At 56.7% G+C, this 9,560-nt stretch carries 8 protein-coding genes; 3 read left to right on the top strand and 5 right to left on the bottom strand.

The annotated features are described in order from the left end of the window. Both M0974_RS07185 and pgi read right to left on the bottom strand, forming a co-directional pair. Positions 1-274, bottom strand: a 274-nt coding sequence (locus M0974_RS07185) for a class I fructose-bisphosphate aldolase (RefSeq protein ID WP_297834623.1), incomplete at its 3' end; no start/stop codon positions are given. Positions 275-326: 52 nt separating this feature from the next. Beyond that, positions 327-1,982, bottom strand: coding sequence for a glucose-6-phosphate isomerase (pgi, locus tag M0974_RS07180; RefSeq protein WP_297834620.1), 1,656 nt, complete (start codon positions 1,980-1,982; stop codon positions 327-329). A 286-nt stretch (positions 1,983-2,268) separates the two neighbouring features. On the opposite strand from pgi, the gene M0974_RS07175 reads away from it, so the two are divergent. From M0974_RS07175 to M0974_RS07165, 3 genes are read left to right on the top strand one after another with little or no spacing between them, the layout of a single operon-like run. Beyond that, positions 2,269-2,733, top strand: a complete 465-nt coding sequence (locus tag M0974_RS07175) for a MarR family winged helix-turn-helix transcriptional regulator (RefSeq protein WP_297834617.1) — start codon at positions 2,269-2,271, stop codon at positions 2,731-2,733. Further along, entirely contained in the window at positions 2,726-3,928 is a 1,203-nt protein-coding gene (locus M0974_RS07170; protein WP_297834615.1) for an HlyD family secretion protein, read from the top strand. The genes M0974_RS07175 and M0974_RS07170 overlap by 8 nt, the downstream gene beginning before the upstream one ends. Then, positions 3,921-5,459: a DHA2 family efflux MFS transporter permease subunit gene (locus M0974_RS07165; protein WP_297834613.1), complete on the top strand. Its 1,539-nt coding sequence runs from the start codon at positions 3,921-3,923 to the stop codon at positions 5,457-5,459. Before M0974_RS07170 ends, M0974_RS07165 begins: the two co-directional genes overlap by 8 nt. A 407-nt stretch (positions 5,460-5,866) precedes the next feature. Here the strand turns inward: M0974_RS07165 and M0974_RS07160 are convergent, their stop codons facing one another. The 3 genes from M0974_RS07160 to M0974_RS07150 all read right to left on the bottom strand — a co-directional run. Then, a complete protein-coding gene (locus M0974_RS07160; RefSeq protein ID WP_297834611.1) occupies positions 5,867-6,907 on the bottom strand; it encodes a Rieske 2Fe-2S domain-containing protein in 1,041 nt (346 codons plus the stop codon). Positions 6,908-7,111: 204 nt separating this feature from the next. Beyond that, positions 7,112-8,524 (bottom strand): DUF1329 domain-containing protein, encoded by a 1,413-nt coding sequence (locus M0974_RS07155; protein ID WP_297834609.1) that lies wholly within the window; start codon positions 8,522-8,524, stop codon positions 7,112-7,114. 117 nt (positions 8,525-8,641) lie between these two features. Next, positions 8,642-9,560: LuxR C-terminal-related transcriptional regulator (locus M0974_RS07150; RefSeq protein ID WP_297834608.1), on the bottom strand; the 919-nt coding region annotated here is incomplete at its 5' end.

Below are 9,560 nucleotides of genomic sequence, written 5' to 3'. Positions count from 1 at the left end.
TGCCCGCGCCGCTCAGGGCGTCGCTAAATGAGGAGCCATCTTTTGTTCGCTGGCGGATTGTTTCATCGTAGAGAATTGCACCATTGAGGTATTTACCAAGACCTGGCGTGGTCACAATTAGCTCCCGATAGGCGCGCCGGGTCTCCTCGGTCTGAGGAATACCCAACTGGGCAAAGCGCCGGTTACATGTGGGGTTGCTTTCGTCCATGGCCAGCAACCCTTTGTCGCCTGAGACCAGTCTCCTTGCGGTGTCTATTAGCGCTTGCGCATTCATACTCAACCCCTTGTTAATAGCGGAATCGGCGTTCCAATATCGACCATGCGGATCATGATTGCCCTTGTCTGTGTTGACGGTAGCGTCGGATAAGCGCATTGGTCGAGCTGTCATGTTTTAGCAAGGGCTCAGCATCGTCGGTCAACTCAGGGAGGGTTTTCTGCGCCATCGACTTGCCGAGCTCAACGCCCCACTGATCGAATGAATCGATGTTCCAGATCGCTCCTTGGGTAAAGACACTGTGCTCATAAAGTGCCACAAGACTCCCCAACGTTTCCGGCGTCAGCCGTTCGGCTAGTAGGGTGTTGGTGGGGTGGTTGCCTTCAAAGGTGCGATGCGGCACTAGCCAGTCAGGTACTCCCGCCGCTTTGACTTCTGCTTGCGTTCTACCGAAAGCAAGCGCCTCAGTTTGGGCGAACAGATTCGCCATCAACAGATCGTGGTGCGGCTGTAAGGTATTTAATGCCTGGCAGAAACCGATAAAGTCACACGGGATCAACGACGTACCTTGATGGATAAGCTGATAGAACGAATGCTGGCCATTGGTGCCGGGCTCACCCCAATAGACGGGGCCCGTTGGATAATCGACGCGGGCGCCATCGAGCGTGACGTGTTTGCCATTGCTCTCCATTGTCAATTGCTGCAGATAGGCCGGAAAGCGCTTCAAGTATTGCTCATAGGGCAACACCGCGACGGTTTGGGCGCCGAAGAAATTGTTGTACCACACGGCGAGCAACCCCATCAGGACCGGTAGATTTTGCTCAAACGGTGCGCTGCGAAAGTGCTGGTCCATGGCATGAAAGCCGGACAGCATTGCGCGGAAATTTTCCGACCCGATGGCCACCATCGTCGACAAACCTATCGCCGAATCCATCGAGTAGCGACCACCATCCCAATCCCAAAGGCGAAACATATGCTGGGTATCGATGCCGAACTGGGTAACCGCCTCGGCATTGGTCGACACGGCAACAAAATGCTTCGCTATTGCCTGCTCATTTTCGAATTTGCTTAAAACCCAAGCGCGCGCGGTTTGGGCGTTGGTCAATGTCTCGAGTGTTTTGAAGGTTTTCGAGCAGACAATAAACAGCGTTTCTGCGGGGTCAAGATCGCGTGTCGCCTCGACAAAATCAGTACCGTCGACATTCGAAATGAATCGGAGTGTCAGGTTGCGCTGAGAGTAATGACGCAACGCCTCATAGGCCATCTCCGGCCCGAGATCAGAGCCGCCTATACCAATATTGACCACATTGCGGATCGGCAGGCCTGTAAAACCCAGCCATTCACCACCCCGAATTTTGCGCGCAAAATCAGCCATTTTATCGAGCATCGTGTGTACTTCCGGCACGATGTCGATGCCATCGACCACAATGTGCGCCTCCTTGGGTGCGCGCAGCGCGATGTGAAGTACCGCACGTTGCTCCGTCACATTAATTTTCTGGCCCGTGAACATCGCTTCGATGCGTTCGCGCAAGCCACGCGCCTCAGCCAGTTGCAGGAGCAAATGAATCGTTTCATCGGTGACGCGGTTTTTTGAGTAATCGAGGTAAAGTCCGCACGCTTGCGCGCTGAAGCGCTCGCCACGTTTAGGATCGTCGCCAAACAATTGTCGCAGGTGCAGTTTGTGCACCGCCTGATAATGCACCTGTAGCGCTTTCCAGGCAGGGCTCTGTGTCAGAGACGGCGAGCGCGCTGCATTTGACTCTTTCATGACTTGCTCTCTCAGTCGGGCGCGCCAGCGGTGGCGAGTTTCCAGCAGCTAATCGCAGTGCACAAAATGACCGAGGCGCCAGATTCATATTCGCTTATCAGTGTAGTCAGGATGCACAAAAAGCCAACGTGGGGTCGGTACGCACCGTCGATTTACTCCCGTTTTGCCTCGCTTCACCAAGAAGCCGCCGAGGAAAAATCTTCTTCAAATGCCATCAAAATATAGATAGCATCCTAATTACAAGCTCAACTATCATAAGCTAACTTTTTTAGTTACAGGCTTCATCATGACTGACACCCTGACACTCGGTTTCGCCATGCACGACAGCGCTAGACTGATGCGTAAGCGCTTCGAGCAACGTGCTCGACACGTCGGCCTTACCCGTTCGCAATGGCAGGTGTTGGCCATGCTCGCGACCCATGAAGGCATTCATCAAAAAGGCCTTGCGGACTTGTTGGAGCTGGAATCGATCACCCTAGTGCGCTTGCTGGACAAGATGGCTGAACGCGGCTTGATCGAACGACGTAGCCACGCCACAGATCGGCGCCTTTCCTTGCTGTATTTGACCGAGCAGGCCCATCCGCTGCTGGAGCTCATGCGCGGAATGGGTCAAACAACGCGTCAAGAAGCAACGGCTGGATTTTCTGAGGACGAGACTCAGCTTTTGCTACAGATGATGACGCGTGTGAGGGCTAACCTGATTGAAGCTTGCAGTCGCCCCATCGACGAGGAGACCCTTCGTCATGGTTGATCAGCGCCTGAAGTCACCCCGAGAACATCCTGAGACACCAGAGGTCGCACGCTCGGAAGGCCCTTCTCCATCTGAGTCGCGCCAACCTATTGATCAAAAAGTGGAAGCACGGATCGACACTGCCCCTGCCCGCCCACAACGGCAGCACATACGGATTGCACTGTTTGCAATGCTGCCGATAGCACTGTTGGTGGGCGGCTACCTGTATGTCACGGGAGGACAGATCATTACCACCGATAACGCCTACATCCAGGCCGATCACGTGGGTGTGTCTACGGATGTCTCGGGCCTCGTCGCGTCGGTTGAGGTCAAGGACAATCAGCGAGTCAGCCAAGGTCAGGTGCTGTTCACTCTAAAGCCAGAACCCTTTCAGATAGCGCTAGCCAGTGCCAAGGCGCAGTTGGGTAATGTGCGCAACCAGATCCTCAATCTAAAAGCCAGCTACAACCAGGCACTGGCCGAAATCGATCAGGCGCAAGTCGACCTGCCGTATTACCAGACCAGTTTCCAGCGCCAGCAAACCCTGATCAGCGTCTCTGCGGTGTCCAAAACCACTTACGACGACGCCAAGCATGCACTGGACAGTACCCGGCAAAAGATAGCCGTCGCCAAGGCCACGGCGCAGATGGTGCTCGCGCAATTGGGTGGCCATGTCGAGACAGCTGTCGAACAACAACCGACCTATCTTCAGGCTCAAGCAGCCGTCGACGAAGCCCAGCGCAACCTGACCAACTCAGTGGTCCGGGCCTCCTTCGACGGCATCGTGACCAATGTTGATTCGCTGCAAGTGGGCTCTTACCTACAACCACCTCAATCCGGTATCAGCCTGGTCTCTGCCGATCACCTGTGGATCGCAGCCTCGCCTAAGGAAACTGAACTGACCCACATGAAGCCCGGCCAGCCCGTCGACATCAGCGTCGACAGTTACCCCGGTGTGGAATGGCACGGCACCGTCGAAAGCATCAGCCCTGCGTCCGGCTCCAGCTTCTCGTTGCTGCCCGCGCAAAATACTACTGGCAACTGGGTCAAGGTGGTGCAACGCATACCCGTACGTATTAGCATCGACGATGCAGGCAACAAACCGCCGTTGCGCACCGGTATGAGTGTCGAAGCGCAGATCAATACCGGGCAGGCCCGAGGCCTTCCGGAAATGTTCACAGGGTTGTTTGCCAGCAAGGGCACAGCCCATGAGTGATCCGGCAGCGACTGAACCGGTGGCCAATCGCGCAATGATCACCGCCTGCGTGGTGCTGGCGGTGATCATGCAGGCGCTGGATACCACGATTGCCAACGTCGCCCTGCCCTACATGCAAGGCAGCATCTCGGCCAGTACTGACCAGATCAACTGGGTGTTGACTTCCTACATCGTCGCCGCCGCGATCATGACCCCGCCATCTGCCTTTCTGGCAAGACGATTTGGCCGCAAACGAGTGCTGCTATGGTCGATTGTCGGCTTCGTCGTCTCGTCGATTCTTTGTGGTCTGGCGCAGTCGCTGGAACAAATCATCCTGTTTCGTCTGCTGCAAGGTCTTGCGGGCGCTGCGTTAGTGCCCCTGTCCCAGGGCATTCTGCTCGATATCTATAGTCTCAAGGAGCGCGGTTCGGCCATGGCGCTGTTCGGTGTCTCGGTCATGGTCGGCCCGGTGTTGGGCCCGATGCTGGGCGGCTGGTTGACCGAAAATTACAGTTGGCGGTGGGTGTTCTTCATCAATCTGCCCATTGGCTTGTTGGCGCTGGCCGGGATTTTCTACTACGTCCGCGAAACGCCCACCGACACATCGTCACGCCTGGACTGGCTGGGCTTTGGTTCACTGAGTGTGGCGATCATGGCGGTTCAACTATTTTTGGATCGCGGCGAGCAACTGGGTTGGTTCTCCTCCGGAGAAATCCTGATTGAAGCCGTGATCGCCGTTGCGGCTGTGTACGTGTTTTTAGTACATACCTTCACTACCGATAAGCCCTTCATCAGCCCCCAGCTGTTCAAGGACCGTAACTTTTCGATCAGCATCGTCTTTATTTTTATCATCGGGATTACCTACCTAGCGTCGCTGGCGCTGATGACCCCCTACCTGCAAACCCTGATGGGCTATCCGGTGCTAACGGCGGGTATGGTCATGGGGCCGCGTGGCCTGGGCACCATGCTGACCATGTTTCTCGCTGGCAGACTACTGGGCAAGGTCGATACACGCCTGTTGCTGCTGGTAGGGCTTGGGCTCTCGGCATTGTCCATGGGCTTGATGACCGGATGGACGCCCGACGTGTCGATGCAAACCATCATCTATGTCGGGTTCATTCAAGGCACCAGCCTTGGGATGCTGTTTGTGCCATTGACAACGGTGGCCTTCGCGACGTTGCCAGCCTCGTTGCGCGCAGAAGGCACTGGTCTGTACAGCCTGTCGCGAAATGTCGGCTCCAGTGTAGGGATTTCCATCGTTACCGTTCTGCTCACCCAAAACATCCAGGTCAATCATGCGGAAATCGGCGCCTACGTCACTCCGTTTAATCGAGCCTTCGATGCCTGGGCAATCAAGAGTTACCTGGACCCGACGATCGCGAGCGGCCGCGCAGCACTAGACGCGATGATTACGGTGCAGGCCAGTTGGGTTGCCTATATAGATGACTTCAAGCTTCTGATGGTGTTGTCTCTGGCTGTCATGCCGCTGTTGTTGATCATCAAAAGCCCCAAGCGTGAAGGGAATCATGAGCCGGTAGGGGTTATTGAGTAATCTGCGCCCACACCAATATGAGCACGAATCAACTCATGCTCACTATTGGGGTTCACTCCGAGCAACAAGTTGCTGGTGGTCACTAACCAGCAACCCGCGATCAGTCCTTAGCGGAAGCTCGGCCAGCTGTAAAAGCTAGGGATCGTGACGACGCAGTACGAAGACTGCTTACAACCCTTAACGCTTCGCGGATCGGGCGGGACCGCTATAAATGCCGCAAGCATCAGAACAACCAGGAACGACAGAGACATGTAATAGGCAAGATGACTTTTTATTTTCATTATTAGTGCTCTCATAACCCTTGGAACGGCACCTGCTTGTGCTGCAGGCAAGCTACTTCTTTCCTGGCGAGCCTCTCCAAGAGATAGCGAGGCGGCTAGCTATTCTCTTGAGAGGCTTCTGGTACCTCAGCGCTCGTCGACAGTCACAATTTCACGACGTTCAGCCATGCTCGCTGGCACCTGATCCTCGTCGGTGAAAAACTGTTCATACCACTCGCGCAACTGGTAGACCGGGCCGTCGTTTTCCGCCAGCACCGGCTTATCGATGCGGATTTTATGCTTCCAGATAACCACGTCCTGGTAGAACGAATCGCGGTTACCCATAACATAGGCATTGGCCAATTCTTGGTTCTGCTCCTCACTCCAACCAGGCACCCGCTTGACCATGCAACCAAAGCGCAACAAAAAGCTGTTCGGGGTGACCGGCACATGGCTGTTGAGCAAAATGGCGTGTACCCGGGCGTCACCGAACATCGAGCTGAGGTGAGTGAAGTGCGTTGCTGGACCGTAGTAGGCCGAGGGCGCGATCAGGTCACCGCCCAAGCGTTCTGAGTCACCGTGGAAAATCTGATGGCCGATGTGTCCTTCGAAGATATTGGTGAAGTACTTGGTCGGAGTACCATGTACCGGCCCGAAGTGCTGAGCGTCCACCAAGTTATCGACCAACTCCCGTGGGTTGGTTTCGATCAGCATGGTGTCGATGTTCCATTCGTGAATCCAGTCTCCATCGTCCATCTCGGCTAAATGCGGAATAACCACACCTTCCTTGGGCGGACGGCCTTCTGGGTTGTTCCAGACGAACAACAGGTTGTTTTCCTCACAGGTCAACCAGCTGCGAGTCTTGGCTTTGGGTGGAATGCGCTTGCAGTAAGGGATCTCCACGCATTTACCGCTGGTGTCATATTTCCAGTGGTGGAACGGGCACACCACGGTGTCGTTCTCGATGGTGCCTTGGGACAGGTCGGCGCCCATGTGCGGACAATGGGCGTCGAGAATGCTGATGGCGCCCTGGCTGTTGGCAAACGCTACCAGGCGGGTGCCAAAAACGTTCAGGCTATGCAACTTGCCATCGCGGTACTCGTCGGCCACGCCCAGGCAGTGCCAACCACGCGCGTAACGGTGAGTACGCTGGGCGTTATCGATGCTGATTTCAGCGAGTTTCGTCATTATTATTGTTCCTCTGTTGGAAACTCTGGGAGTAATGGCCCGTAAAAAAAGGGCGATCCATGGCAGATATCATTGCGCGCCCCGGCAAGGTACTCATCCTTCACTTGGACTAGACCAAACAAGAATCGCTATCAATGGATATTCGCCGGGTCGCCCCCGCTGTCCCACACTAAGAGCCACCCCAAGGCGGCCCCCTGCCTATGGCTACTGACCGAATCGGCGGGCGGCTTCCGGGCCGAAATCGCGCGGGTTGACGCCCGGCTTATTCAACTGGTAGCCGTTGTGCTGTTCGTTAATCAGGTTGAACGCCAAGTAGCTGCCAGCATTGAGGTCGTAGTACAGCCCCACACCCGCTTGTTGCCGCCGGCTATCGTAGGAGTAGAAGTAGTTGACCATTGAGGTCCGCCACAGCTCGCCACGGTTGTCGTAGTTATCGGCGAGCATCGGGAACCAGGTGTCTTCGTCGATGTACAGCTTGCGTTTGCCGTACAGGTGGCGGTAGCCTGGCTTGAGGGTACCTTCCAGCTCCCAGACCCGGTGGCGCTCATAACGCATGGCATCCGGGTTGATATGGCCCGGGGTCAGCAGGTCGGCGTACTTGAGGTTGGCCGCATGCAGGCGATAAGTGTCGTAGGGAATGAACATCTCGCGCTTGCCAACGATCTTCCAGTCATAACGCTCCCCCGACCCGTTGAACAGACGCACCTCGTCCACGGTGATCGAGCCGCCGCTGCCGGGGAACGACATGTCGTAGCCATAACCCGGCGACTGCCGCACGCGGCGGGTGCCCGGATCGTAACGCCAGGCTTGACGAGGCTCGGTCTTGTCGTTCCAGAACTCGGTGCCGGTATTGATCTCGCCCTTGTCCCGTTGCGGCATAAGGGTTTCGTTGAGGTAGAACGACGAGTTGCCAACGGTATCGCCGATCTTGCCCGGCTCCAGCCCCGGCGCCAGGTTGCGCGAATGTACGCGGCCCCAGTTGATATTGCCGTCCTTGAGCACATAGGCGTTGTCGGAGGTGTATTCCTCGGTCCAAGCCCGCAAGGTAAAGGTCGAGGCATTCTTCAGCAGTTCCAGGCCGCTGCGCGGTACCGGAAATGGCGTGCCACCGGTTTTGCCCACCACCCCTTCACCGCCATCCACCAAATGCGCGACGCTAGCGTTCTCGCGGGTGGCTTGGCAAACCGAGTCGTCGAAACGGAAATCCCGGTGCGCGGTGTAGATCGGCATCTTGTAGGTTGCCGGGTACAGCTTGAACAAGGCTTTCTGCCCATCAGACAGGTAGGCGCTGTATTGCGCCAAGTTGGCCGCGGTAATCACGAACAGCGGTTTTTCTTCCGGGTACGGGTCTATCGGATGGCCTCCGGTGCCCTTGAAGTCCACCTGCGGCGGCGCGCCCAGCCACTTGCCACTAAACGGCGGGATGCTGCCGTCGGCATTTCCGGTCTTCTCAGCACCCATGCAAGTCAAGTCCTTGCCCAGGTGTTCTACATCTTCCGGCGCGGCATTCGCCGTGCCGATTGCACTGCATCCCAATAGCAACGCCAGCGCCCAGGTGGGAGTGGCGCTGGCAGCCCGCGAGACAGGATAACTGGAGGCCAGATTACTGCCGGTCATTTTTATTCTCCTTGTTTACCGATAGCGGTCATCCAGTATCAACAGCCCATGGAACCGGTAGCATCGTCCGCACGGACTAACGCATTTTTCCTCGTGGCGGGCGTTACCCTCTGGTGCTCAAACCACCGGCAGGAGCGCGTTACCCGACACTGCTGGCGGCTGCGGTTGACCCAGCGCCACGACACTGTTGAGCATGATCCGCACCAGCTCGGTCTGGCGTCGGACACCGGTCTTGGAAAAGATCGAGCGCAGGTGTGCACGTGCGGTGTTACGGCGGATATTCAGCGTCTCGGAGGCTTCCTCCAGCGACAGGCCGTTAGCCAGCTCCAGGGCCAACGCGGTTTCTGCAGGCGTCAGGTTGTACAGCTGCGAGGTCACCACAGTGCTCAGCAAAGACTTGCTTACAGCGTCGCGCACATACACCACGACCGTGGGTTTCCCCTTACCCTCGACCAACTCCTGCGACGGGATCAACTCCACCACCACCCCCAGGCTGACCTTCCCGGAGGGGCGGGAAATCGACGTGGCCTCGGCTACCTGCAATCCGGCGCCGCCCTGCCTGGCACGCTGAAACGCGTTTCGCACCAGGCGCAGCAGTTCACGATTGTCACTCGGGTAAGTCGCCTCCAGCCGGCCACCGACGACTTTAATGCCGTCCTTGCTGTCAAGAATCTCGCGGGCCACCGAGTTCAGTTGCACCACACTGCCATTTTCATCGAGGACGATGGTCGCCACCGCCATACGGCTGATGGTTTGCGAGTACAGGTTGCCCAACGATTCGCTGCGATCCAGTAGCGAATGCATGTGCAGGGAGCGGCGCAAATGAGGCAAGAGCATGGCGCACATGGTCCGCTCGACATTGGAAAAGCGCGCATGGTCGCGTGGCCGGGTAATCCGAAAGCGCACCGTGCAGCCATCCGGCATACGGATATCGGCGCCGAGCATTTGATAGCAGTTGTGCGGCTGGCAAAACAACAGATAAAAGGAAGAACTAACCCACTCGGCATCGCTCATCAGCTCATCGACGGTGAACACC

Source organism: Pseudomonas sp. (assembly GCF_026224925.1).
In the GTDB taxonomy this organism is placed as follows: Bacteria; Pseudomonadota; Gammaproteobacteria; order Pseudomonadales; family Pseudomonadaceae; genus Aquipseudomonas.
Note: the sequence above shows the minus strand (reverse complement) of the source record. Positions and strands in the feature narration are given on the sequence as shown.

What these genes read in the sequence shown, in the direction of transcription:
- M0974_RS07175 (WP_297834617.1), top strand. Translation starts at nt 2,269, where the DNA reads ATGACTGACACCCTGACACTCGGTTTCGCCATGCACGACAGCGCTAGA.
- pgi (WP_297834620.1), bottom strand. Translation starts at nt 1,982, where the DNA reads ATGAAAGAGTCAAATGCAGCGCGCTCGCCGTCTCTGACACAGAGCCCT.
- M0974_RS07160 (WP_297834611.1), bottom strand. Translation starts at nt 6,907, where the DNA reads ATGACGAAACTCGCTGAAATCAGCATCGATAACGCCCAGCGTACTCAC.
- M0974_RS07155 (WP_297834609.1), bottom strand. Translation starts at nt 8,524, where the DNA reads ATGACCGGCAGTAATCTGGCCTCCAGTTATCCTGTCTCGCGGGCTGCC.
- M0974_RS07170 (WP_297834615.1), top strand. Translation starts at nt 2,726, where the DNA reads ATGGTTGATCAGCGCCTGAAGTCACCCCGAGAACATCCTGAGACACCA.
- M0974_RS07165 (WP_297834613.1), top strand. Translation starts at nt 3,921, where the DNA reads ATGAGTGATCCGGCAGCGACTGAACCGGTGGCCAATCGCGCAATGATC.